This window comes from Streptomyces sp. NPDC055099 (assembly GCF_053607685.1).
The window spans coordinates 670,196-693,474 of the sequence record NZ_JBSGUA010000002.1; the positions used below are offsets into that span (position 1 = coordinate 670,196).

The 23,279-nt window shown below is 70.4% G+C and carries 23 protein-coding genes; 9 read left to right on the top strand and 14 right to left on the bottom strand.

Annotated features, from left to right (window positions below; all coding sequences use genetic code 11):
- Positions 1–81: 81 nt before the first annotated feature.
- Positions 82–960, bottom strand: coding sequence for a carbon-nitrogen hydrolase family protein (locus tag ACWFRU_RS07415; RefSeq protein WP_453685144.1), 879 nt, complete (start codon positions 958–960; stop codon positions 82–84).
- Between the two features lie 221 nt (positions 961–1,181).
- Between ACWFRU_RS07415 and ACWFRU_RS07420 the strand changes: the two genes are divergently transcribed.
- On the top strand, positions 1,182–3,626 hold the full coding sequence (locus ACWFRU_RS07420) for a SpoIIE family protein phosphatase (protein ID WP_453685145.1): 2,445 nt from the start codon (positions 1,182–1,184) through the stop codon (positions 3,624–3,626).
- 12 nt (positions 3,627–3,638) lie between these two features.
- On the opposite strand, the gene ACWFRU_RS07425 is transcribed toward ACWFRU_RS07420, so the two are convergent.
- The 4 genes from ACWFRU_RS07425 to ACWFRU_RS07440 all read right to left on the bottom strand — a co-directional run bounded on the left by ACWFRU_RS07425 (position 3,639) and on the right by ACWFRU_RS07440 (position 9,224).
- Positions 3,639–4,466, bottom strand: coding sequence for an aldo/keto reductase (locus ACWFRU_RS07425; RefSeq protein ID WP_453685146.1), 828 nt, complete (start codon positions 4,464–4,466; stop codon positions 3,639–3,641).
- Positions 4,467–4,625: 159 nt separating this feature from the next.
- Positions 4,626–6,044 carry an NAD-dependent succinate-semialdehyde dehydrogenase gene (locus ACWFRU_RS07430; protein ID WP_453685147.1) on the bottom strand — a complete coding sequence of 473 codons (1,419 nt, stop codon included), beginning with the start codon at positions 6,042–6,044 and terminating at the stop codon, positions 4,626–4,628.
- Positions 6,045–6,191: 147 nt separating this feature from the next.
- Positions 6,192–7,697, bottom strand: a complete 1,506-nt coding sequence (locus ACWFRU_RS07435) for a hypothetical protein (RefSeq protein ID WP_453685148.1) — start codon at positions 7,695–7,697, stop codon at positions 6,192–6,194.
- A gap of 348 nt (positions 7,698–8,045) precedes the next feature.
- On the bottom strand, positions 8,046–9,224 hold the full coding sequence (locus ACWFRU_RS07440) for a serine hydrolase domain-containing protein (protein ID WP_453685149.1): 1,179 nt from the start codon (positions 9,222–9,224) through the stop codon (positions 8,046–8,048).
- 220 nt (positions 9,225–9,444) lie between these two features.
- Here ACWFRU_RS07440 and ACWFRU_RS07445 point away from each other — a divergent pair, with 220 nt between their 5' ends.
- Positions 9,445–10,005, top strand: a complete 561-nt coding sequence (locus tag ACWFRU_RS07445) for a DinB family protein (protein WP_453685150.1) — start codon at positions 9,445–9,447, stop codon at positions 10,003–10,005.
- 54 nt (positions 10,006–10,059) lie between these two features.
- Here ACWFRU_RS07445 and ACWFRU_RS07450 read toward each other — a convergent pair whose 3' ends face one another.
- Positions 10,060–10,650, bottom strand: coding sequence for a TetR/AcrR family transcriptional regulator (locus ACWFRU_RS07450; protein WP_453685151.1), 591 nt, complete (start codon positions 10,648–10,650; stop codon positions 10,060–10,062).
- A 139-nt stretch (positions 10,651–10,789) separates the two neighbouring features.
- Here ACWFRU_RS07450 and ACWFRU_RS07455 point away from each other — a divergent pair, with 139 nt between their 5' ends.
- A complete protein-coding gene (locus ACWFRU_RS07455) occupies positions 10,790–11,917 on the top strand; it encodes an agmatine deiminase family protein (protein ID WP_453685152.1) in 1,128 nt (375 codons plus the stop codon).
- Between the two features lie 104 nt (positions 11,918–12,021).
- Here ACWFRU_RS07455 and ACWFRU_RS07460 read toward each other — a convergent pair whose 3' ends face one another.
- Both ACWFRU_RS07460 and ACWFRU_RS07465 read right to left on the bottom strand, forming a co-directional pair.
- A complete protein-coding gene (locus tag ACWFRU_RS07460) occupies positions 12,022–13,089 on the bottom strand; it encodes a S1 family peptidase (protein WP_453685153.1) in 1,068 nt (355 codons plus the stop codon).
- A gap of 152 nt (positions 13,090–13,241) precedes the next feature.
- On the bottom strand, positions 13,242–14,222 hold the full coding sequence (locus tag ACWFRU_RS07465) for a helix-turn-helix transcriptional regulator (RefSeq protein WP_453685154.1): 981 nt from the start codon (positions 14,220–14,222) through the stop codon (positions 13,242–13,244).
- A gap of 92 nt (positions 14,223–14,314) precedes the next feature.
- Between ACWFRU_RS07465 and ACWFRU_RS07470 the strand changes: the two genes are divergently transcribed.
- The 4 genes from ACWFRU_RS07470 (at position 14,315) to ACWFRU_RS07485 (ending at position 16,499) form a co-directional block, all read left to right on the top strand.
- On the top strand, positions 14,315–14,776 hold the full coding sequence (locus ACWFRU_RS07470; RefSeq protein ID WP_453685155.1) for a VOC family protein: 462 nt from the start codon (positions 14,315–14,317) through the stop codon (positions 14,774–14,776).
- Positions 14,777–14,898: 122 nt separating this feature from the next.
- A complete protein-coding gene (locus ACWFRU_RS07475; protein ID WP_365818086.1) occupies positions 14,899–15,090 on the top strand; it encodes a CsbD family protein in 192 nt (63 codons plus the stop codon).
- Positions 15,091–15,312: 222 nt separating this feature from the next.
- Positions 15,313–15,729, top strand: a complete 417-nt coding sequence (locus tag ACWFRU_RS07480) for a hypothetical protein (RefSeq protein ID WP_453685286.1) — start codon at positions 15,313–15,315, stop codon at positions 15,727–15,729.
- 83 nt (positions 15,730–15,812) lie between these two features.
- Entirely contained in the window at positions 15,813–16,499 is a 687-nt protein-coding gene (locus ACWFRU_RS07485) for a DUF6766 family protein (RefSeq protein ID WP_453685156.1), read from the top strand.
- A 28-nt stretch (positions 16,500–16,527) separates the two neighbouring features.
- Here ACWFRU_RS07485 and ACWFRU_RS07490 read toward each other — a convergent pair whose 3' ends face one another.
- The 5 genes from ACWFRU_RS07490 to ACWFRU_RS07510 all read right to left on the bottom strand — a co-directional run bounded on the left by ACWFRU_RS07490 (position 16,528) and on the right by ACWFRU_RS07510 (position 21,489).
- The gene (locus ACWFRU_RS07490) at positions 16,528–17,307 is read right to left on the bottom strand and encodes a uracil-DNA glycosylase (RefSeq protein ID WP_453685157.1); all 780 of its coding nucleotides are present in this window, start codon (positions 17,305–17,307) and stop codon (positions 16,528–16,530) included.
- On the bottom strand, positions 17,304–17,852 hold the full coding sequence (locus tag ACWFRU_RS07495; protein ID WP_453685158.1) for an isochorismatase family cysteine hydrolase: 549 nt from the start codon (positions 17,850–17,852) through the stop codon (positions 17,304–17,306). Before ACWFRU_RS07495 ends, ACWFRU_RS07490 begins: the two co-directional genes overlap by 4 nt.
- Positions 17,853–17,946: 94 nt before the next feature.
- Complete coding sequence (locus ACWFRU_RS07500) at positions 17,947–18,477, bottom strand: YceI family protein (RefSeq protein ID WP_453685159.1); 531 nt, start codon at positions 18,475–18,477, stop codon at positions 17,947–17,949.
- 141 nt (positions 18,478–18,618) lie between these two features.
- Positions 18,619–20,124 (bottom strand): SulP family inorganic anion transporter, encoded by a 1,506-nt coding sequence (locus ACWFRU_RS07505; protein ID WP_453685160.1) that lies wholly within the window; start codon positions 20,122–20,124, stop codon positions 18,619–18,621.
- 141 nt (positions 20,125–20,265) lie between these two features.
- Complete coding sequence (locus ACWFRU_RS07510) at positions 20,266–21,489, bottom strand: 4-hydroxybenzoate 3-monooxygenase (RefSeq protein ID WP_453685161.1); 1,224 nt, start codon at positions 21,487–21,489, stop codon at positions 20,266–20,268.
- A gap of 138 nt (positions 21,490–21,627) precedes the next feature.
- On the opposite strand from ACWFRU_RS07510, the gene ACWFRU_RS07515 reads away from it, so the two are divergent.
- Entirely contained in the window at positions 21,628–22,038 is a 411-nt protein-coding gene (locus ACWFRU_RS07515) for a hypothetical protein (RefSeq protein WP_453685287.1), read from the top strand.
- 98 nt (positions 22,039–22,136) lie between these two features.
- Positions 22,137–22,670, top strand: a complete 534-nt coding sequence (gene cpt, locus ACWFRU_RS07520) for a chloramphenicol phosphotransferase CPT (RefSeq protein WP_453685162.1) — start codon at positions 22,137–22,139, stop codon at positions 22,668–22,670.
- Between the two features lie 142 nt (positions 22,671–22,812).
- Here the strand turns inward: cpt and ACWFRU_RS07525 are convergent, their stop codons facing one another.
- Complete coding sequence (locus tag ACWFRU_RS07525) at positions 22,813–23,169, bottom strand: PRC-barrel domain-containing protein (RefSeq protein WP_363206036.1); 357 nt, start codon at positions 23,167–23,169, stop codon at positions 22,813–22,815.
- Positions 23,170–23,279: the final 110 nt, after the last annotated feature.

A 23,279-nucleotide genomic window follows, 5' to 3' on the forward strand; every position in this document is an offset into this window, starting at 1 on the left:
CGGCTCTCCCGTACCAGCAGCACCAGCAGATACGCGCCGCCCACGCACACGGTGACCGCGCGACCGAGGCGGCCCGTCCGATCAGGTCTCCCGCGGCCCGTCGCGCCAGCGCGACGGGTCGATCCGGCCCTCGTACAGCGGGAGTTCGAGGGGCGGGCGGTCGTGGGGGAACGGGTCCCAGACCCGGGTGAGGCCCGCCGTGCCGTAGGTGCGGACCCGGCGGGCCTCGGTGAGATCGAGGACGTCCGTCACGACGATCTCCGGTTCGGGACCCGACTCGGCGCGGACCCGGCCCTCGGGGTCCACGACGACGCTGCGGCCGATGCCGTCCGGGGGCGCCGCGTTCACGCTCGCGAGGAACACCTGGTTGACGATCGCGTTGGCGCGGGCGAGGACGAGTTCCTGGGCGCGGTCGACGGTCGGTGTGCGCACCAGATTCACCACGAGGTCGGTGCCCTGCCACGCCAGGTGGCGCGTGACCTCCGGGAACCACGCGTCGTAGCAGATCGACAGCCCCACGCGCCCGTGGCCCTCCAGGTCGAAGACGACGAAGCTGCTGCCCGCCGCCGTCGTCTCGTAGGGAAGCCAGGGGAACACCTTGCGGTATTCGGCGACGCGCCGCCCGTCGGGCGAGTACACCGGTGCCGTGTTGTAGATCTGGCCGTCGGCAGCGCGCTCGTACACGCTTCCGGGGATGAGCCACAGTCCGAGTTCACGGGCCAGTCCTGCCAGCGTCCTGCCCCTGGGCCCGTCGATGTCCTGTGCGGCCGCGGTCATGACCCGCTCCGGGTCCTCGTCCGGCCGGTGGCCGCACACGTGCAGCTCCGGGAACGCGAAAAGGCGCACTCCGGGGTAGGCGCGGGCCAGGCGGCGCAGCTGGTCCGCGAACGTGTCGAGGCTGTCGTCGGCGTGGTGGAAGGCGGGCGCCTGCACCAGGCCGATCGGCAGGGGGGTGGGCATGGGGAGGGGGCACCTTCCGCGTTCGGGGGCGTCCGGGCGAGGGACGTGCAGCAGGTAATCACCCGGCTGCCGACGGGACAAGATCCCTCTCTCCTGCGCGAACCACAGGACAAACCTGCGGGTGCGCGGAGCCCGCGGTTTCGCCGAGCGGGTGCACCGCAGTTGTGCCCGCCCCGGGGACAGCGGATTCTGTAGGGGATGAACGGGGCTGATGTGGCGCCATGAAGGCATGGAACGAGGAGCAGGGTGCTGAATTTCGTGGTCCCCTCGACGTCACCAGGGCGGCCACGGTGGTCGTCGATGCCCAGGACACGGTCATCGGCTGGAGCCCGGCGGCGCAGCGGCTCCTCGGTTACCCGCCGCAGGAGATCGTCGGCAAACCCCTGACCACGTTCCTGTCCCCCGGCCCGACGCCCTCCTTCCTCCCGCTCCCCACCGAGTTCCGGGGGAACGAGTTGCACGTCGCCCGGCATCAGGACGGGCGCGACCTGATCGTCGCCACCGCGGTGTGCCCCCTGCCCGGCGCGGGCCCGGCCGCACGCGTCCTCGTCGCGACGGAGCTGCAGGATCTGCGGCAGTGGGAATCCCGTCTCGCCCTGCTGCAGGGCCTCGCCACCCAGTCACCCGTCGGTCTGGGCATCTACGACACCGATCTGCGTCTGACCTGGTGCAACGTGGCGTACGAGCGCGAGATAGGGCGACCGTTCGCCGAGTTCCGGGGCCTTCGGGCCGATCAGCTGTACTCCGGCGGAACATTCGTGAGCAAGGGGCATCCGCCCACTCTCGAAGCGGTCATGCGGCACGTCCTGGACACCGGGGAGCCGTTCCTGGACCTGCACTTCAAGGGCAGGCCGCCCAGCGACCCGGAAACGGACCACCTCTGGTCGTGTGCCTACTACCGGCTCCAGGACGCCGACGGCCGTGTCATCGGGGTCTGCGAGGACGCTTTCGACATCTCCGACCGCTACAAGGCCCAGCGGCGTCTGGCGCTGCTCGTCGAGGCGGGCCGCGGGATCGGGACCGCCCTCGACGTGCGGGTCACCGCCGAGAAGATCACCGAGGTGGCGGTGCCGGAGTTCGCCACCACGGTGACGGTCGACCTCGCCCGGGCGGTCCTCGACGGCGAGGTGCCCGCCACCTTCGGCGCGGCGGCGTCGTCCCTGGTGCGGGTCGCCCGCTGCTCGGCCGACGAAGCCGAACGGCTGGAGCCGGGGGGTCATCCTTCGCACTGCGGGCCCAGTGAACGCGGTCCCGCCCATCGCGGGCGCGCCGCTCCCCCCGCGAGCCACCCGCCGGTGGAGTACCCGCCCGGCTCGCCGCAGCACCGCAGCCTCTCCTCGGGCGGGCTCGTGCTCGACGACACAGTCCTGGTCGTGCCGCTGCGGGCCGGGAACAGCACGCTGGGACTCGTCACCTTCGTCCGCGACACCGGAGCGGCCACCTTCGACAGCGGCGAAGTGGCCCTGGCCGACGAACTGGTCGCCCGTACGGCGGTATCCATCGACAACGCCCGCCGGTTCACCCGTGAGCGCACCGCGTCTCTCGCCCTGCAGCGCCAGTTGCTGCCGCGGCACCTTCCCGAGCAGTCGGCGGTCGAGGTCGCGCACCGCTATCTGCCCACGGACGACGTGACGGGCGTCGGCGGCGACTGGTTCGACGTCATCCCGCTGTCCGGCACCCGCGTGGGGCTCGTGGTCGGGGACGTGGTGGGTCACGGCCTGCAAGCGGCCGCCACCATGGGCCGGCTCCGTACGACCGTGCGCGCGTTCGCCCAGATGGACATGGACCCCGTCGAGCTGCTTTCGCGGCTCGACGATCTGGTGGCGCAGACCGCGGAGGAACAGCGCAGCGAGCTGGGCACACCCGACGGGACGTACGCCGATGTGACCACCGGGGCGACTTGTCTGTACGCGGTGTACGACCCGGTGTCGCGGCGCTGCGTGATGGCCAGGGCCGGGCATCTGCCGCCGGCCGTGGTCACCCCGGAGGGCCCGCCGACCTTTCCCGACCTGCCGGCAGGACCGCCGCTCGGCCTCGGCGGTCTGCCGTTCGAGTCGGCGGAGATCGAGCTGCCGGTGGGCAGCCTCCTCGCTCTCTTCACCGACGGCCTGGTCGAGGCGCGCGACCGCGACATCGATCACGGGTTCGACACCCTGGGCCAGGTGCTCAGCGACCGGCACGCCTCGCTGGAGGAACTGTGCGACCGCGCCGTGGCGGAATTGCTGCCGAGTGGCTCGACGGCCGACGACACCGCCCTGCTGCTCGTGCGGACCCGCGAGCTCGACACCGCGCAGGTCACCGAATGGGAGTTGCCCGCGGAGCCCGTCGCCCCCGGAGAGGCCCGGGAGCTGGCGACCCGGCAGCTGCACCAATGGGGCCTCGAGGAACTGGCGTTCGCGACCGAACTCGTCGTCAGCGAGCTGGTCACCAACGCGGTCAGGTACGCCGAGGGCCCGATCCAGCTGCGTCTCATCCGTGACCGCACCCTGTTGTGCGAGGTCGCGGACCGGGGCCACACCTCGCCCCACCTGCGCCACAGCGGCGAGGAGGACGAAGGCGGGCGCGGCCTGTTCATCGTCGCGCAGCTCGTCCAGAGGTGGGGTACGCGCTACACCCGCTCCGGCAAGACCATCTGGACGGAGCAGGCCTTCCCCACGACGGTGTGAGCGCGGCCCGTCCTAGCCGTTGAAGCGGTCCGGGTCGGGGCCGATCCGCTCGTCGCGGTTCAGGGCGGAGATCTCACCGATGTCGCCCTGGCTGAGCTCGAAGTCGAAGAGGTCGAAGTTCTCCTCGATGCGCTTCTGGGTGGCCGACTTGGGGAAGACGATGTCTCCGCGCTGGAGGTGCCAGCGCAGGGTCACCTGGGCGGGCGTCTTGCCCACGCGCTGCGCGATGCGGTTGATCGTCGGGTCGTCGAGGACCTTGCCCTGCGCGATCGGCGACCAGGCCTCGGTGGCGATGTCGTGCTCGGCGCCGAAGGCCCTGACGTCGTCCTGGGTGAGGTAGGGGTGCACCTCGATCTGGTTGACGGCGGGGACCACGTCGCTGCCCTCAAGGAGCCGACGCAGGTGGTGGGGCTGGAAGTTGGAGACCCCGATGGCCTTGGCACGTCCCGAGCGGTAGATCTCCTCCAGGGCCTTCCAGGTCTCCACGAAGTCGCCCTTGCCGGGCAGCGGCCAGTGGATGAGGAAGAGGTCCAGGTATTCCAGGCCCAGCTCGTCCATCGTCCGGTCGAACGCCTTGAGCGCGTCGTCGTGCGCGTGGGCGTCGTTGTTGAGCTTGCTGGTCACGAAGATGTCGGCGCGGTCGATGCCGGAGTCACGGACCGCCTGGCCGACCTCCTTCTCGTTGCCGTACATCTGTGCCGTGTCGATGTGGCGGTAGCCGGCCTCCAGGGCGGCCAGCGTCGTCTCCCGGGTCTCCTCCGGCTCGATCTGGAAGGTGCCGAAGCCGAGCTGGGGGATCTGCACGGCGTTGTTGAGGGTGATGGCGGGTACTGCGGTCACGGTGGCTCCTTGCTGTGCTGGTTTCGCGGCGCGGAGGACGCCATGGGCTGTCTGTCAGAACGGCTTGCCGTTCACTCGGCCGCAAAACACACGTATGGTCAGCTTTTGTCCCGCCGCAAGATGGGCGGGCGGTGCGATCGGTACGGGCGGTCGGCTCGCTCAGCCGGCGATGCCGTGCAGCTCCGCGTCGGGCGGCAGGACCCGGACGAGCTTGCGGTTCACGAATTCCCGCATGCCGAGCTTCGAGAGCTCTCGCCCGTAGCCGGAGCGCTTGATGCCGCCGAACGGCAGGTCGGGCTGGGTCGAGGTCGGGTGGTTCACCCAGACCATGCCGGTCTCCACGCGCTCCGCCACCCTGCGGCCCCGCTCCACGTCCGCACAGAACACGGAACCACCGAGGCCGTACTGGCTGTCGTTGGCGAGGGCGATCGCCTCGTCCTCGTCGGCGACGCGGTAGATGACCGCTGCGGGACCGAACAGCTCCTCGGCATAGGCGCGCATGCCCGGCTTGACGCCGGTGATGATCGTCGGTTCGACGAAGGCACCCGGACGGTCGATCCGGTGGCCGCCGGTGACCAGTTCCGCGCCCTGCTCCACCGTCTCGCGGATCTGGTCGGCCAGGTCCGAGGCCGCCTGCTCGGAGGAGAGCGGGCCCAGGGTGGTCGTCTCGTCCGCGGGGTCGCCCGGCCGCAGCTCCTCGAACTTGCGGCGCATCCCCTCGACGAAGCCGTCGTACACGTCCTCAAGGACGATGAACCGCTTCGAGGCGACGCAGCTCTGGCCCGTGTTCGCCATGCGGCCCGCCACCGCCGCCCCGATCGTGCGCTCGAGGTTCTCGCCGTCGAGGACGATGAAGACGTCGCTGCCGCCGAGTTCGAGGAGGCTGGGCTTCATGTTCCGCCCGGCCCGCTCGGCGACCTTGGCCCCCGCTCCCTCGCTGCCGGTCAGGGAGGCCCCGCGGACCACCGGGCTGTCGATGATGCGGGAGATCTCCTCGTGGCTCACGAAGAGGTTCGTGTAGACACCCTCGGGGGCCTGCGCGTCGCGGAAGAGCTCCTCCAGGGCGAGCGCGGACTGCGGGCAAATGCCGGCGTGCTTGACCAGCACGGTGTTGCCGAGCACCAGGTTCGGGCCCGCGAAGCGGACCACCTGGTAGAGCGGGAAGTTCCACGGCATGACGCCGAGGAGCACGCCGAGCGGCTCGCTGACGAGGTACGCCTCTCCCTCGCCCTCGAAGTCCAGCGGCTCCGCGGCGGCGAAGTCCGGCCCGTGCCGCGCGTAGTACTCCAGAATCGACGCGGCGAGGTCGACCTCTCCGCGCGCCTCGGAGATGAGCTTGCCCATCTCCAGGGTGATGAGCTGGGCCAGCTCTTCCTTGCGTTCCTTCATCAGGTCGGCCGCGCGTGCGACGACGGCCGCGCGCTCCGCAATGGGGCGCTCGCGCCACGCGTCGAAGGCGTGGCCCGCGGTCTCCAGCGTTGAATCGACTTCCTCGCCCTCGATGACCGGGAACTCCACGAGGGTCTCCCCCGTGTACGGGCTCACGGTCGCGAACGAACTTTTGCGCTGATCCGACATGAACTCTCCAGAGCGACGAGTGAGGGCATGGGGCGGAACTCCGCGTTCCGGCCCCATCCCGGGGTACCCGTCACCACGAGACGCAAACAGTTCATATGCCAAAAACGGCGCATATGCCCGCGGTGAGAGGCGGGCTTCCTGCCCGTGTCATCCCCGGCTGTCCGCCCCTACCGCGGGACCCAGATGAATGCGCAGGTCACCGAAGCGACGGGACGGCCAGTCGCGTGCGTAGCCCGGCGGCCGGTCCCTCTCCGGGACGAGAGTGGCCGTCGGCGTCCGCTGCGCCGTCCGGAGGAGGTCCGCCTGGGTGGTGCTCGCGTTGTGCCCCTGGGTCTGGGCGGAGGAGCACCCGGCGTAGAAGCCGATCGGGAGCGCCTCGTGACCGTTCACCACGCAGGGCGGCCGTACGCCGAGCCGGTGCAGCTCGGCCGCCGTGCGGGCCCACTCCTGGCGACCGGCGGTCGAGCGGGCCACGGTGTCCTCAAGGACCACGTACTGCATGGCCAGATGCCCGGCAAAGGCCAGCGCCACCACCGTCACCGCCACCGGCCGCCATGTCCGGCGCGGAGTGGTGACCAGGTGAACGAGGGCGTCGGCGACCGGGAGGGCGAGCAGTGCGTAGAACGGCAGCAGGAAGCGCGGCGCGGCGTATCCGATCATGAAGAGGTACGGGATGCCCGCCGTCGTGGCGCAGGCCAGCGGCAGCAGCGTGCCCGCGGTGCGCCGGTGCCTGACCGCGACGGCGAGGCCCAGTGCGGCGAGCACCGGCAGGGCGAACCACCACGCGATCAGCTCCGGGGCCGGAACCGGGCTGTCGCACGGGCGGCACAGGGTCTGGCCGCCCAGGCCGCGCAGCTGGTCCAGGACGGCGATGTTCCAGCCGAGGCCGCCCTGGATGCGGGAGGCGTCGGCCAGGCGCGCGTCGAGCCCGCCGAAGCTGACGTACGCCTCGGCCACCCATCCGACGGCGCCCGACCCGAGACCCGCGACGAGCGCCGCGAGGAGCCGCGGTCGCCGCCACCGGCGTACGCACAGCAGCAGCACGAACAGCGGGAGGACCACCCAGACGGCGTCGGTGGGCCGCATCCAGGCAAGCAGCGCCGCGCTCACGCCCGCTCCCCACAGCGCGGCCCGGTCCTGGCGGTCGGCCTGGGCCCGCAGGAAGCAGCCGACCACGGCCAGGGCGCCGATCGCGACCCAGTAGTTGGGCATGACCTCGGGTCCGTAGAAGACGCTCACCCAGAGCGTCGCGAACAGGACGCCGGCCAGGGCCACCACCCGCTGCGGGAAGAGCCCGCGCCAGACGCGCAGCGCCAGGAAGAGACCGAGGCCGGACAGCAAGGCCATGTAGACCCGCAGGAGCGAGGTGGACGACGACCAGGAGGCGATCGGCGCGGCCAGCAGGGAGACCCCGCGGGAGCGTGGCGCGCTGAAGAACGCGGGCGGAGCGTGACCGCTGACCTGGCTGACGTACACCGCCTCGTCCCAGCCGAGGCCCATGCCGGGCCGCACGAGGGCCAGTTGGGCCAGTACGAAAGCCACCGCCACGGCAGCCAGCCACCCCTGACCCATGGCGCGTCGCGGCGGACGGACGACCGGCGTCGGGCCACGGCTCTCCACTGTGACGAGCGGGGCACTCAAGGTCTTGACCATCGCCTGCCTTCCCCCTGCCCGCGGCAGGGCTCCCCTTTCGGCCCACTGGAGGCAGACCGAAAGGCATAAGTCGGAAAAACGTGCACAAACTAACCCGACTTATGAGGGAGCGCAGCGCGAAGATCCGGGGCATGGGCCGACGGTGGATCCATGACCGGGCGAACCGGCAGGCCAGAGGGCATCCGGCTCTCACGGGCGGAGACCGGCGCACTGATCCTTACGGGTGTGAACGCACCGCCCGTGGCCGCCGACGCCCGGCACAGATGGCCCAGCTGACGGCCCGTCTGCCGCAGCGGCTGCCGCGGCCCTGGGCTGACGGGACATCAAGTGCGTGTCGTGCCCGCTGGTTCACCGGCACAGGGCCGCGTCCACGACCTCGTCGACGCGCTCTCTGCCCGCCGCGTCGTCGAGCTGCATGGTCACCGCGACATTGACCGCGCGGCCGTCGTCCGTGGCTCCGCCCCGGGTCTCGTAGCCGGGGAAGCTACCGCCATGGCCCCAGTAGAGGCCGTCGCCGCACGGCAGCGGCTTGCTCACAAGTCCCAGGCCGTAGCGGGCGCCGGGGCCGAAGGTCTCTTCGGCGGGACGGGTGGAGCCACGCATCTGGGCGAGCTGGGCCGGGCGCAGGAGATGGCCGCCCAAGAGCTCGGAGTAGAAGCGGTTGAGGTCGGAGTTGGTGGAGATCAACTGCCCCGCGGCCCATCCCCAGGAGGGGTCGATCTCCGTGATGTCCGTCAGTGGCGCGTCGGGCGAGGCCCGGTAGTAGCCGTGGGGATGGGGGCCTCGGATGCTCGCGTCACCGGGGGCGGGGAAGTAGGTGTGGCGCAGCCCGATGCGCTTGATGATGCGCCGGTCCATCTCGTCCGCGAGGGCGTGTCCGGTGACCTTCTCGACGAGCAGGCCGGCCAGCACGTAATTCGTGTTGCTGTACGCCCACTTCTTCCCGGGTTCGAAGTCCGCCTTGTGCCTCAGCGCGATGTCGAGGAGTTCACGCGGTGCGAAGTACCGGACGTCCTCCCCGAGGTAGTTGCTGTAGTTGGGAAGACCGCTGGTCTGCTGCAGGAGGTGGCGGACGGTGATGCGGCTGCCGTCGATACCCTCCCCGTGGACGAGGCCCGGCAGATAGGTGTCGACCGAGGTGTCGAGGCCGATCTTCCCCTCGCCTACCAGTTGCAGCACCACCACCGCGGTGAAGGCCTTGGTGTTGCTGCCGATCCGCACCCGGCCATCCCTCGGCACCTTCGAGCCGGTGGTCACATCGCCGACCCCCGCGGTGTAGGTACGGGTGCGGTCCCGCGGGCTCTGCACACTGGCCAGCGCGGCGGGCAGCCCGTCGGAGCGCACCAGCCTGTCGAGCCCCTGCTGGACGGTGTCGACGCCGTGCGGCCTGGCGTCGGCCGCGGCGGGTGGCGCAAGGGCGCCCGCCGTCATGACGCCGACGGCGACCGCGATCGCCACCGGAAGTGCTCTGCGCGGACCTCCCTGCCGCCGGGAAGAACGGGACCTCTGCCATACCTGCTCACGCACGCGCCAACTCCTACGGATTCATGGGACAACCAGCGGCATCTGCCGGTCCCAGCATTTCCGGGGGCGCGGCTCGGCACGATCCTGCTGGCCGCCCGGCTTAGGTAGGGCTATCCCCAGGGATCACCAAAAAACAGCTCGCCATCTAGGACACTTTCCGACCTATATGCCTCCTAGCGTGTTCCTTGACCGGCGAGACAGGCACACCGGAAGGCGAAGAACCATGACCGCGACCGAAGCGACCACCACCACCGACGAGGCGAAGGCTCCGGCTGTCACCGGCGAGCGCGCCGAGTGGCTGGAGACGCTGGCCAAGCACCGCCACTCCCTGCGCTTCACCGCACGTGACCTCACCGACGAGCAGGCCGTGCAGCGGACCACCGCCAGTGAGCTGTGCGTCGGCGGTCTGATCAAGCACGTCACCGCGGTGGAGGAGTCCTGGGTGGGCTTCATTCTGAACGGCCCGTCGGCGATGCCGGACTTCATGGCCATGACCGAGGCCGAGTGGGCCGCCCACAAGGACAGCTTCCGGCTGCTGCCGGGCGAGACGCTGGCAGGTGTGCTCGCCGATTACGCCGAGGTGGCCCGCCGGACCGATGAAGTGGTCGCCGCCTTGCCCGACTTGGACGTCTCGTGGCCACTGCCGAAGGCTCCGTGGTTCCAGGACACCGCGCAGTGGTCGGCCCGGCGGGTCCTGATGCACATCGTCACCGAGACAGCCCAGCACTCGGGCCACGCCGACATCATCCGCGAGTCCCTGGACGGCGCGACGAGCATGGCGTGAGGAGGGCGGCCCGTCGCCCGACTGACATAATTTTCAGGGGCGGCGGCACGCACCTCACTGGCGCTGCTCCTCCCCCAGCAGCGCCAGCTCGGCATCGATGGCGCCGCGCAACAGATCACGCGCGTGGTCGATGCGCAGCCCTCCGCTGAGCCAGCGCATGCTGAGCCCTTCGAGCAGGGCGGTGAGCCGCTCGGCCGCCGCGGCCAGGGCGGGCGCCGGAGCCGTCGGCTGCACCTGGCCGAGGAGGGCCGCCACCTCCTGCACCCACACCAGGGTCGCCCTGGCGAGGTCGTCGCGCAGCGCCTCGTCGAAGACGGCGCTCGCCCGCAGCTCGCCCCACGCGGTGCTGTTCTCCCTGACCAGCTGGGTGTCCTGCAGTTCGAGCAGGAGGGTTTCGTCCAGTTCCGCGCGCGGGGACAGCGGTTCGGCGTCCGTCGCGCGGCCGGTGGTGTAGCGCTCGGCGCGGTCGTTGATGAACTCCAGCGTGTGGCGCAGGATCCCGGTGCGGTCCTTGAAGTGGTAGTAGATCAACCCGGTCGACACCCCCGCCTCGGCGGCGAGTTCTTCGACGCGCAGGCCGCGGACGCCGCGACGGGCGATGAGCCGTGCGGCCGCTTCGAGGATCTGAGTGGTGCGAGACGCCATGGAGCCGAACCCTATCGGGCCCTCGCGGGCACGGCGCCTCCGGATACGGCTCGATGTTTGACTGAATTTTCAGTTCATGCCAGAGTCGAGTCGGGAATCATCACAGCCGTGTGACCCCCTCGAACGTCCGGAGCGCACCGTGTCCCCTGTCTTCCCTTCGCGCCGCAGGACCCTGCGGGCGTTCGCCGGCATCGGAACCGCCGCTCTCGGGGCCTCGGCGTGCGGGCCGGGCGCCGAGGCCACGCCGGCAGGCAAGGGACTGCGCATGGGCGCCGAATGGGAGAGCCACGCGCGCACCTTCATGTCGTGGCCCGCCCTGGAGTCGGTGTGGGAGGAGGACCTGCCTCACGTCCGCGAGGACATCGCGCGCCTCGCCCGCGCCATCGCCGAGTACGAGTACGTCGTGATGCTGGCCAGGCCCGAACAGCGGAAGACCGCCCAGAAGGCCTGCGGGCGCGACGTCGAGGTCATTCCGCTGGCCGTCGACGACCTGTGGGCCCGTGACACCGTGCCCGTCTTCGTGGAGCAGGACGGCGACGTGATCGGCGTCGACCTCAACTTCAACGGGTGGGGGAACAAGCAGGAGCACACCGACGACGCCCGCGTGGGCCGCCTGCTCCTGCCGGAGTACGGCATCCCGCGCAGAAAGGCTCCCCTGGTCGCCGAGGGCGGCTCCTTCGAGACCGACGGCGAGGGCACTCTCCTCATCACCGAGAGTTCGATCGTCAACGACAACCGCAACCGGGGAAAGAGCCGGGACCAGATCGAGTCCGAGCTCAAGCGGACGCTGGGCATCGAGAAGGTGGTCTGGCTGGCCGGCGTGCGCGGCGAGGACATCACCGACGCGCATGTGGACAGCCTCGTGCGGTTCACCGCGCCGGGTGTGGTGCTGTTCGACCGCGCGGTGCCCGGCATGCCCGCCGACTCCTGGTCGCGAGCGGCCGACCAGGCGAAGGCCGTGCTCGGCGAGGCCGAGGACGCCAGGGGCCGGTCCTTCGAGGTCATCGATCTGCCGCAGCCCGACCCGGACAGGATCAGGGGTGGGGGCGACGACTTCGTCTCGGCGTACGTCAATTTCTACGTCGCCAACGACGCGGTGTTCGTGCCCGAGTTCGGAGACCGGAAGGCCGACGACCGCGCGCAGGGCATCCTGCGCGAGCACTTCCCCCGACGTGATGTCGTGCCCGTCCGGATCGACACCATCGCCTCCGGCGGGGGCGGCATCCACTGCTCCACCCACGACCAGCCCGGCGAGCCGGTCGGCTGAGTCGACTGAGTCGACTGACGGGCGTTCATCGCGGCGCCTCACGCCCGGGGGCGATCGGCGCCGCGATGGTCATGACTCCTGTCCGTCAGCGCTTCGTACGCCCGTCAGTTGCCGCCCGCGCCGATCTCGGCACCGACCGCCTCCAGTGCGGTGGTCACGGGCTGGAAGAAGGTCTCGCCGCCCGCGGTGCAGTCGCCGCTGCCGCCCGAGGTGAGGCCGATCGCGCTGCCGTCGGCGGTGAACAACGAGCCGCCGCTGTCCCCGGGTTCGGCACAGACGTCGGTCTGGATGAGCCCGCTGACGGTGCCCTCCGGATAGTTCACCGTGGCGTTGAGGCCGGTGACCGTGCCGGACTGGAGACCGGTGGTGCTGCCCATGCGGGACACCTCCTGCCCGACCGCCGCCTCGGCGGCCTGCACGATCTCCGTGGTCTGGCCGTCGCCGGTGTTGACCGTGCTCGGGGCCTCCGTCGCCGGGTCGTCATACGTGACCAGGGCGAAGTCGCCGTCGCCGGGGAAGGTGGCGGCCTGGACGGTTCCGATGGGCGCACCGTCCTGGGCGTCGGACCAGCTCTCGGCGGCCACCCCGCAGTGCCCCGCCGTGAGGAAGCCGGGACTGCCGTCCTCGGTCGTCACGTTGAAGCCGAGCGAGCAGCGTGCGCCGCCTCCGAAGATGGCGTCGCCGCCCGCCGCGAAGGGCTTGAACTCCCCCGCGGACTTCTGGATGCGGGCCATGCCCGAGCCGAGTGAGTCGACGGTCGCCTCGAGCTTGTCCCAGCGCTCGCCGGTGACGGTGCGGTCGGCCGTGACGACGATCTGGTTGGTCCTGGGGTCGGTGGCCCACGCGGTGCCGGGCATGGTGGCCCGGCTGGTCAACGTCTTGGTGGCCGAGCCCAGTTCACCGGAACTGTTCTCGACGTTGCGCAGCACCGCTCCAGCTCTCTTCACCTGCACGTCGACCGCGTTGTTGTCGCCCACGACGTTGACGACGAGCTGCTGCTTCTCCTCGTCGTAGTACGCCCCGGCGTAGGCGTCCCCCAGTTGCGAGGCCAACGGCTTGACCAGCTTCGTCGCCGATGCCGCGCTGAGCCGCTCGGCAGCGGCCCCTGAACCGGTCTCCGACCCGGACTGCGAGGCGTTGGCCTGCTGCAGCAGGACGGCCGTCGCGACCATGCCCAATGCCGCAGCACCTGCCAGCACGGCCTTTCGCTTGGGTATTCGCTTGTGCCTCAACTCGTCGCCTCCTGTGGGGGATTCCGAATACGCTCACCGGCCGGAGCCGGGGACATGTCCGGTCCTAGATACGGGTGCGACGAGAGTTGTGTTCATCGAACGGGAGTTGCGTTCTGGGCCGAGAGAAGTCTCTTGGCCAGTACCCGACAGCGTTCGCCCAGCTCCGGTGGATCGAGCACCTCGAAGTCGTGCCCCAGCAGGAGGACGTGCATGAGTAGGGCGTCGAGGCGCTCGGCGCCGCTGAGCACCTCGCAGCGCCCGCTCCCCCGCGGCCGTACGACCGCCGCCGACGCCGGAATCTGCGCGCGCACCGTGTCGGCCGGTGCGTGCACGAGGAAGCGCGCCTGATGCGTGTAGACCCGGCTGGCCACACCTTCCTGTACGTACGGCGCGGCGTCGGGTGCCTCGCGCGGGGTGAAGCGGAAGGTCCGCGCGGACACGCCGGTCATCCGGTCGACGCGGAAGCTGCGCCAGTCGTCGCGGTCGAGGTCGTAGGCGAGGAGGTACCAGCGCCGGTCGGAGGCCACCAGGCGGTAGGGCTCGACCCGCCGCCCGCTCACCCCACCCTTGGACGGGTAGTCGAAACCGGCCTCGACCTCGTCGCGGCACGCCCTGGCCAGCGTCATGAGCACCCCGGGATCGACGGGCGCGCGGCCTCCCCCGAAGAACTCCACCGAGTCCGAGAGCGTGCGCACCTCGTGCCGCAGCCGCGCGGGCAGGACCTGGTCGAGCTTGGACAGGGCCCGCAGCGCGGCGTCACCGGCACCGGCAACAGCGCCGCCCGCCCCCGCGAGCAGGGAGACCGCGGTGGCGATCGCCTCCTGGTCGTCGAGAAGCAGCGGCGGCAGTTCGCGCCCCGGACCGAGCCGGTAGCCGCCGCCGACGCCCTGGCCCGCGTACACCGGATAGCCGAGCGTGCGCAGCCGCTCCACATCGCGCCGTACGGTGCGCGTCGTGACCCCGAGCCGGTCGGCGAGCTCGGGGCCTGTCCATACCTGGCGTTGCTGCAGCAGGCCGAGCAGGGTGAGCACACGCTCGGTCGTGCCCAATTCGTCGTCGAGTCCCTCGTTCATGACGATCACCCTGCCAGGTATGGCGGACCGATCCTGTCCGCCATACCTGGCAGGGTGATGCCCAGGAATCCCGCCACGAACGGAGCAGTCCGATGAGCCGTCACATCCAGATCACTTTCGACGCCCACGACCCGCGTGCACTGTCCTCCTTCTGGCGCGACGCGCTGGGCTACGTCCACCCCGGCCCGCCCGGAGTCGACCTGCCCGAGGGCGCCGACGCGCTCGCGGCGTGGGACGAGTTCCTCGCGCGGATCGGCGTACCGGAGGACCAGCGCAACGCGAAGTCGGCCATCGAGGACCCCGAGGGGGAAGGACCGCGTGTGTTCTTCCAGCAGGTCCCGGAGGACAAGATCGCCAAGAACCGCGTCCACCTCGACGTCCGCGCGGCCCCCGGCCTTGAGGGGGAGGAACGCATGGCGGCACTGGAGGCCGAGTGCGACCGCCTCGTCGCGCTGGGGGCGAAGCGGGAGCGTCGCGACGAGCCCGCTCCCCCGTTCAGCGCCGGTTTCATCGTGATGACCGACCCCGAGGGCAACGAGTTCTGCCTGGACTGAGCTCCGCCGTCACGGTGGGTGACGGCTGGACGGGCGAGGTCCCCGTGTCCCGCTTACGTTGAACGCAGAGGCCCACACCGTGCGTGACACCCGGTGGGCGCTGTACCGACAAAGGAGTGGTCATGGCTGACAAGGGCGGCATGGACAAGATGAAGGGCAAGGCCAAGGAGATGACCGGCAAGGTCACCGGCGACCGCGGCAAGCAGGCCGAGGGCAAGATGGACCAGGCGAAGGGCGAGGCCAAGAAGGCCATGGGCGGCGCCCGGGACCGTGCCGAGGACGCTCGCGACTCCATGAAGCGCCGCGACGCCTGACCGGACTCCGCAGAAGTCAGAAGCCCCCGCCCACTCCCGTGCGGGGGCTTCCGCCGTTCCGGGCCGTGTCCGGACCGTCTGCGGGCCGGCTCTAGGCCGCCGAGATGAATCGTTCCGCTCCCCACCGCGTGTCGGGCCCGTGGGGCCCGCTCGCCGGGAGCGTGTGCGGCATCGTCGCCCAGGACCGGCGGTCCGTGAAGGAGAGCAGATCTGGTGCGCGCCATGCGGGGAGCGAGAGCGGGTGCCCTCGCGGCAGTGCTGCTGGCCGCCGCCCTGAGCGGCTGCGGCAGCGTCCAGGAGCGTGCGGACTCCGCGTCGGAGGTGGTGCTCCGCTTCCAGGAGCATCTGCGGATGACGGACACCGCGCGCGGCTGCGCGGCGCTGGCCCCCGGGACCCGCGACGAGCTGGAGCAGAACGCCGAACTGCCGTGCGCCCGTGCTCTGTCCGACGCGGGGCTGCCCAAGGCGGGCACGGCGGACGAGGTGCGCGTCGTCGATGTGTACGGGCGTCAGGCCCGTGTCGTGACGAACCGCGACACGTTCTTCCTGTCGTCCTTCCCCGGCGGGTGGAAGATCACGGCGGCCGGCTGCACCGAGCGCCCGGAGATGCCGTATCAGTGTCTGATCAAGGGCGGTTGACGGGTGCGGGCGTTGTTCACGCTGTATCTGCTGATGGTGACCGGAGGCCTTGTCTACTGCATCACGCTGGGGCTGATGCAGCGATGACGCGGGCGGGGCGCTTTCTGCGCGACAACGGGCTGACCCTGGTGTTCGGCCTCGGATTCATCCTCACCCTGGCCGGCCAGGCGATCGCCGGGCACGCCGACTTCAACAACCACCTCATCGCCGAGCAACTGCGGCCGGTGAGCTTCGGCGGCTATCTCCTCACCTCCGACTTCGCCGTGGACGTGACGGAGAACTGGCAGTCGGAGTACCTGCAGTTCTTCCTCTACATCTTCGGCACGGTCTGGCTGCTCCAGCGCGGGTCGCCCGAGTCCAAGGAGCTCGGCAAGGCGGGCCTGGAAGCGGACAAGGACCAGAAGGTCGGGCCGTACGCGAAGGCCGACTCGCCGCGCTGGGCGGCCGCGGGCGGCGCGCGGCAGGCCTGGTACTCCCGGTCGCTCGGCATCCTCATGTGCACGTTGTTCCTGTTCTCCTGGCTGGCGCAGTCCGTCACCGGCGTCGCCGCGTACAACGAGGAGCACCTGCGGGAACTCCAGGCGCCCATCGGCTGGTTGCAGTACCTGGGCGCCGCCGACTTCTGGAACCGCACGCTGCAGAACTGGCAGTCCGAGCTGCTGGCCGTCGGGTCGATGGCCATCTTCTCCGTGTACCTGCGCCAGCGTGGCTCCCCGGAGTCGAAACCGGTCGGCTCGGCCCATGACTCGACCGGGGTCGAAGGCGGCTGAGCCCACCGGAACGGTGACGGCCTCGCCGTCAGTCCTGGTCGTCCGGCCGTGCGTACGGCACGATGTCCGCCTCGCCCGCCGCCTCCCGCAGGACGTCCTTGAGCATGTCCGGGGTCAGCCGGCCGGTGAACGTGTTCCGCTGGCTCACGTGGAAACAGCCGTACAGGGTGACGGGGCCCGGCCGGGTTTCCCCGGCGGCGGGCGCCCCCGGGCGTCCCCCGGTTTCCTCCGCGTCCGCACGTTCCAGCGTCACGCGCGCCCCGTGCGCGAACCGCGGCCGGGGCTTGGGCACGCGCCAGCCCGCCGCCTCGAACGCCGGGAGTGCGGCCTGCCAGCCGAACGCCCCCAGGATCACGGCCGAGCGCAGCCGCGGACCCAGCAACTCCATCTCCTGTACGAGCCACGGCCTGCATGTGTCGCGCTCGCCGGGGGTCGGCTTGTTCTCGGGCGGCGCACAGTGCACCGGAGAGGTCACCCGTACCCCGCGCAGCGTCAGGCCGTCGTCGATGGACACCGCGTGCGGGCTCGACGCGAGGCCCAGCTCGTACATGGCCCGGTAAAGGACCTCTCCGGAACGGTCGCCCGTGAACATCCGGCCCGTACGGTTCCCGCCGTGTGCCGCGGGCGCGAGCCCGATGACGAGCATGGAGGCGTCGGGCGGCCCGAACCCGGGCACCGGCCGGGCCCAGTACGTCCAGTCCATGAAGGCGGCCCGTTTGACCCGCCCCACCTCCTCCCGCCACTCGACGAGACGGGGGCAGGCGAAGCACCCGGCGACATGCGCGTCCAGTTCGTCCAGCGGGTTCATGCGGACCCGAACAGCGCCTCGTCGGTGGAGCGGACCAGGCGCGCCTGCATGTTCCGTTCCATCATCTGCAGGGCGGCCGACGCGAGGTCGCCGTGGATGCTCGCGCAGGCGTCCTCGGCCACCACGACATCCAGGTGCCTGATGTGCGCGTCGAGCGCCGAGTACAGGACGCACTGCTCGGTCACCTGACCGCACAGGAGCACGGACTCGATGCCGCGCTGGCGCAGCAGGTACTCCAGCGGGGTGTCGTAGAAGATCGAGTGCCGGGCCTTCACCACGAAGAGCGAGTCGCCCTCGGGGCGGATCGGGGCGACCAGATCGGCGTGGGGGCCGCTCAGGGCGATGTCGAGCAGCTCGTCGTGGTGCGAGCGCCACAGACCGAAGTTGTCGTTGGCGTAGATCACCGCGATGTCCTTCTCCCGTGCCCGCTCGATCAGTCGGCGGACGTTGGGCAGGATTTCCTCGACCGACTTGCGGAGGATCTCCGCGTCGGGGTGGTCGTACGTGTTGATCATGTCGATGACGATGAGAGCTTCTACAGCCATGCTCCGAGTCCATCACGCCCCTCACCCGGATCGACGGACGCCCCGCCTGAGAGCGCCGTGACGCCTGTGTCGCGGGCCGGCCGGGACCAGCTGATCAGCCGGCGACCGCTTCGACCGCGAGGTGGATGTGCAGGCGGCGGCCGGTCATGCCCTTCGCCGTGGTCACGCCGAACGCGTACCGGTCGACGGTGGCCGTGCCCTCGACCGTCAGGCGTCGTCCGTGCAGCTCGACCGCCCCGACCGTGACGGCCACGGGCCGCGTGACACCTCGTACCGTCAACTCGCCTTCGAGCACTGCCGGGCCCGTCGCGGACCGCGTCACCTGTCGGCTGCGGAACTCGATCTCCGGGTGCCGGGCCGCGTCGAGGTAGTCGGCGGACGTGACGTGCCGGTCGCGGCGCTTCAGACCGGAGTCGAACGAGGCCGCCCCGACCGTGACGTCCACCGAGGACGCGTCGACGGGGTCGGCCACGGTGATCTGCCCCCGGCTGATGCCGAAGGTGCCCCGGACCGGGAGAAGGCCGAAGACGGTGCGCGTCCGGAACCGGACCGTCGAAGCCGCCGCGTCGATCTCGTACGTACCGCTCCTCGGCACGCTCTGCTCTGTGGGACTCAACAGGACCATGGCCTCAGCGCCTCCCTCTGCCACCGTCCGCGGGTGGCTCGGACAGCCCCGCGGTACTCCCCTCAGCGTGCCGGTCGGGCACGGCGCGGGGCAGATCCGGATGTCGCCGGTCCCCCGGTACAAATGTCCCGGCTCGGCGGGTCAGTGACCGCCGGTGAGTTCGCCGGTGAGCTTCTCGTGGATCCGGGCGCTCGGCTTGTTCAGGCCGATGATCTCCACGCTCTTGCCGCGCTGGGCGTACTTGTTCTCGATCGCGTCCAGGGCGGCCACGGAGGAGGCGTCCCAGATGTGGGCGGCGGTCAGGTCGATGACGACCTTGTCGGGGTCGCCCGCGTAGTCGAACTGTCCGACGATGTCGTTGGACGAGGCGAAGAACAGCTCGCCGGTGACGGCATAGGTCACCCGGCCGCCGTCCGCGTCGGTAGTGGCGGTGACCTCGGCGAAGTGGGCGACGCGCTGGGCGAAGACGACCATCGCGGTGACCGATCCCGCGACCACGCCGACGGCGAGGTTGTGCGTGGCGACCACGCACACCACGGTGACGACCATGACGGCGATCTCCCCGGCCGGCATCCGCTTGAGCGTCTTCGGGGCGATGGAGTGCCAGTCGAAGGTCGCGAAGCAGACCATCACCATCACGGCGACCAGCGCGGCCATGGGAATGTCGGAGACGACGGGTCCGAAGACGATGCACAGGACCATCAGGAAGGCGCCCGCGAGGAAGGTGGACAGCCGCGTGCGGGCCCCGGACACCTTCACGTTGATCATCGTCTGGCCGATCATGGCGCAGCCGCCCATGCCGCCGAAGAAGCCGGTGACGATGTTCGCGATGCCCTGGCCGATGGACTCACGGGTCTTGGACGAATGGCTGTCGGTGATGTCGTCGACGAGCTTGGCGGTCATCAGGGACTCCATCAGGCCGACCAGCGCCATGGCGAAGGCATAGGGCGCGACGGTCGTCAACGTGTCCATGGTGAACGGCACATCGGGCAGGCCGGGCACCGGCAGGGAGGACGGCAGCTCGCCCTTGTCGCCGACGGTCGGCACCGCGATCCCGGCGCCGACCGTGATGACCGTGAGGATCACGATGGACGCGAGGGGCGCCGGGACCACCTTGGTGACCTTCGGGAAGAACACCATGAGGGCGAGCCCGGCCGCGATCAGCGGATAGACGGGCCAGGGCACGTCGTGCATCTCGGGGACCTGCGCCATGAAGATGAGGATGGCGAGGGAGTTGACGAAGCCGACCATCACGCTGCGGGGCACGAAACGCATCAGCTTGGCCACGCCGAGCGCGCCGAGCGCGATCTGGAAGACGCCGGCCAGGATGACGGCCGCGACCAGATGACCGAGCCCGTGCTCGCGGTTGAGCGGGGCGATGACCAGGGCCACCGCGCCGGTCGCCGCGGAGATCATGGCGCGGCGTCCGCCGACGATCGCGATGGTCACGGCCATGGTGCAGGAGGCGAAGAGACCGATCGCGGGGTCGACCCCGGCGATCACGGAGAACGAGATCGCCTCGGGGATCAGCGCGAGCGCGACCACCAGACCGGCGAGCACCTCGGTGCGCCACACCTTCGGGTCGGACAGCCAGTCGGGGCGCAGGCCACGCAGCCGGGCGGCCGGGGACGGTGCGGACGTGGACAAGAGAGGTACCTGTCGTGCTCGGGCAGCGCCTGGCATCACCCTGGGCGTGCGGGAAAAAGGGCCGGGAGCGCTGCGCTCGACAGCTGCGACACGGCGGGGGGAGGCCCCTAGCCTAACCGGGCAGCGGGCACACGAAGATCCTCAGCCGTCGGCGCCCTTGCCGATGTAGAGCTCGGCGAACGCGGCCGCGGCCGCCGGCGAGCCGAGGATCCTGCGCAGCCGCGCGGTCGCGATGCCCGCCTGGAAGGGGTCACCCGACGACGTCCCATGCAGCAGCTCCGAGAGCCACCGGGAGAACTCCTGGTACTGCCACACCTTCGGCAGACAGGCCTCCGAGTAGCCGCTCAGGCCACTCGCGTCCCCATGCGCGCAGTAGGCGACGAGTGCGTCACCGAGCATCAGGGCGTCGTGCAGGGCCAGGTTCATGCCCTTCGCCGCGATCGGGGCGGCGAGGTGCGCGGCGTCGCCCGCCAGGTACAGCCGCCCGTACGCCATGGGTTCCACCACGTAGTTGTGCATGTCGAGGACGCGCTTCTCGATCAGTGGCCCCTCGGTGAGCGGTGGCGCTCCCGCCACCGTGAGGCGGGCGTGCAGCTCGGACCAGACGCGCTCGTGCGGCCAGTTGTCGGGGTCGTCGCCGGGCGGGCACTCCAGGTAGTAGCGGGTGACCTGGGGGCTTCGGGCCATGTGGGCCGCGAAGCCGCGCGGATGGAGACCGAAGACGACGCAGTCCGAGGACGGCGGGGCCTGGGCGAGGAGAGCCAGCCAGCCGATGCCGTAGTCGTGCCGGGCGACGGTGGCCCGCTCCGCCACGGCGTAGGTGCGCGTCACGCCGCGCGCGCCGTCGCAGCCCGCGATGGCGTCGCACTCGATCTCTGTGCGCTCGCCGGTCTCCGGGTCGGTGTACGACACCGAGGGGCGGTCCGTGTCGATGGCGTGCAGTTTTACGTCGCGTACGCCGAAGCGGATGTCGCCGCCCTTCCGGTCGGCGTAGGCGCTCACCAGGTCCGTCACCAACAGGGGCTGGGGGTAGACGAAGTGGCGGTGCCCGGAGAGCTCCGCGTACGCGAACCGGTGGCGCTCCCCCGCCCAGCGGAACTCGCATTCGCCGTGCGTCTGCGCGTGGGCCAGGAGCCGGTCGGCCAGACCCCGCTGTTCCAGGGCACGCACGGCCCATTCCTCGATGAAGCCCGCGCGGGGCCGCTGTTCGATGAACTCCCTGCTCTCCGTCTCCAGGACCACGCAGTCGACGGAGGCGGCGCGGAGGATGTTGGCGACGGTGAGGCCCGCCGGTCCGGCTCCCACGACGACGACGCGGGCACGCCGTCGGGACGGGGCGGAATCGGGAGCTGAGGCGAGGTCCATCCCAAAATTATGACGCGGACACGACCAGCGGGAGACCATCGGACAGGTGTCCGTCCGGACGGCGGCCGTCGGATGTGGTGCGACAATCTGCCCGGGGCAGCGGCGCCCCGGCGGGCCGGCGGTGGGGAGGAAACGATGGTGGTGGAGTGGCGGTACATCGCCAAAGGCGTGCGGGTCGTTCCCGAACCGGTGGCCACGCCTTTCATCTGGACGGGAGCCTATGCGGGCGCGTTCGTGCTGGTGATGGTGCTCGATCTGCTCGGTGCGCTCGACCGGACGGGGATCGCGCTCGCGGCTCTCTCGGTCCTTGCCGCGCTCCTCGGGGTGCGGGGCCGCTTCGTCGCGGCGCCGGGGACGGCCCTGCTGTGCTGGCTGCTCCTGAACTTCTTCGCCACGCATCCCGTCGGTGAGATCTCCTGGGCCGGTCACCGGGACCCCGAGTGGATCACATGTCTGCTGGCCGCCGCCCTGGTCGGCACGACAGCCGGCCGGGTGTTTCACGCGCGGGCCGCCTACCGGCGCGTCAGCCCGTACGACGGCAGGGGCTGACCAGACGGATCGGGGACGACACCCCGGACGGGGTGACGCCCCAGCCGGGCCGACGAAATCCGTTTCCGGTGCCGCGATAATGCTCTTACCCTGACGCGGTGACCACTCAAGTGATCGTTCTCAACGGCGGGTCCAGCTCCGGCAAGTCCGGCATCGCGCGGTGCCTTCAGGCGGTCCTGCCTGATCCGTGGCTGGCCTTCGGCTGCGACACCCTGGTCGACGCCATGCCCGCGTCCATGCGGGCCGGTTCGGAGGGAATCGAGATCGCCGGCGACGGCAAGGTGGCCGTCGGCCCCGAGTTCCGGACGCTGGAGGCGGCCTGGATCGAGGGGATCGCGTCGATGGCCCGCGCCGGAGCGCGGATCATCGTCGACGAGGTCTTCCTCGGCGGCCCGGCGTCCCAGGAGCGGTGGCGAAAGGCCCTCAGAGATGTGGGGGTGCTCTGGGTCGGCGTCCGCTGTGACGCCACCGTCGCCGCGGGCCGGGAGACGGCACGAGGCGACCGAGCCGCCGGGATGGCTGCCTCCCAGGCCGAATTGGTCCACCATGGAGTGCTCTACGACATGGAAGTGGACACGACGCACACCGAATCCCTGGAATGCGCGCGGGCCATCGCCGCCCGCGTCGGCTGAGCGAAAGAACCGGCGGACATGAATTCCGCCGGGCGAGTTCATCCGCGAACACCGCATAAACGCCTGATGGCGTCCGAGGCATGTGCTGCCTCGGACGCCATCGGTGTCAATGGGGCGGAATGTTCACGCCACCGCGCTGGGGTCAGTGACCCGGACCGAGGCCGCCGTAATAGCCGCCGAGCTGGTCGCGGTAGGCGGGGTCGCCCAGGTGCTTTTCCTTGTCGAACTCGGGAGCGTCCTTGATCTGCTCCTTGGTGCGCGAGACGAGGATCTTCCGCGCCTCGTGGTCGATGGCGGTGACGGTGCTCGCAGGCAGCAGCACCTCCTTGCCGAAGATCCACACTCCGGTGTCGACCACGATGTACTGGTTGGCGACCTCGTTCGAGTGCTTGTCGACCTTGCCGATGTGGCCGTCGGCTGCCTCGACCTTGTAACCGGTCAGATCGGCGTCCGGGCCGTGCCCGGCGGTAGGAGCGTAGCTCCAGATTTCGTTGCTCATCGAGAACTCCTCAATTCGTTTTCCCCGAAACGCAGGGATTCACATAGCGGGAGGAGATGATCAACCTCCAACCATCGGGTGCCCTGCGGTATAGCGGCCAAACAGAAACT